General features: G+C 46.4%; 1 protein-coding gene. It reads right to left on the bottom strand.

What is annotated here, in order from left to right; all coding sequences use genetic code 11:
* Positions 1 to 194: ABC transporter substrate-binding protein (locus CHH91_RS21080; protein ID WP_217973804.1), on the bottom strand; the 194-nt coding region annotated here is incomplete at its 3' end.
* Positions 195 to 209: the final 15 nt, after the last annotated feature.

Raw genomic sequence — 209 nt, 5'->3', positions numbered from 1 at the left:
AATGCTTGAAGGCGAAGGCGCTTACTTGAATGATCCGACAAGGAAAAAGGCCCCGTACCGATTGGAAAAGATGTCGTTTCGTCTTTATAGACAATGGCCCCGCCTAATGAAGCAGCAAACGCCAGAAAATGGGGAGTAGGCTTAGAAAAACAAAACTCCACTGTGTAAGGATCAAGTGCAGATAGGCGATGCAAATGTTGGATTCCCCA

The sequence above is a fragment of the Virgibacillus sp. 7505 genome (assembly GCF_002272135.1).
Taxonomy (GTDB): Bacteria; Bacillota; Bacilli; order Bacillales; family Amphibacillaceae; genus Terribacillus.
Note: the sequence above shows the minus strand (reverse complement) of the source record. Positions and strands in the feature narration are given on the sequence as shown.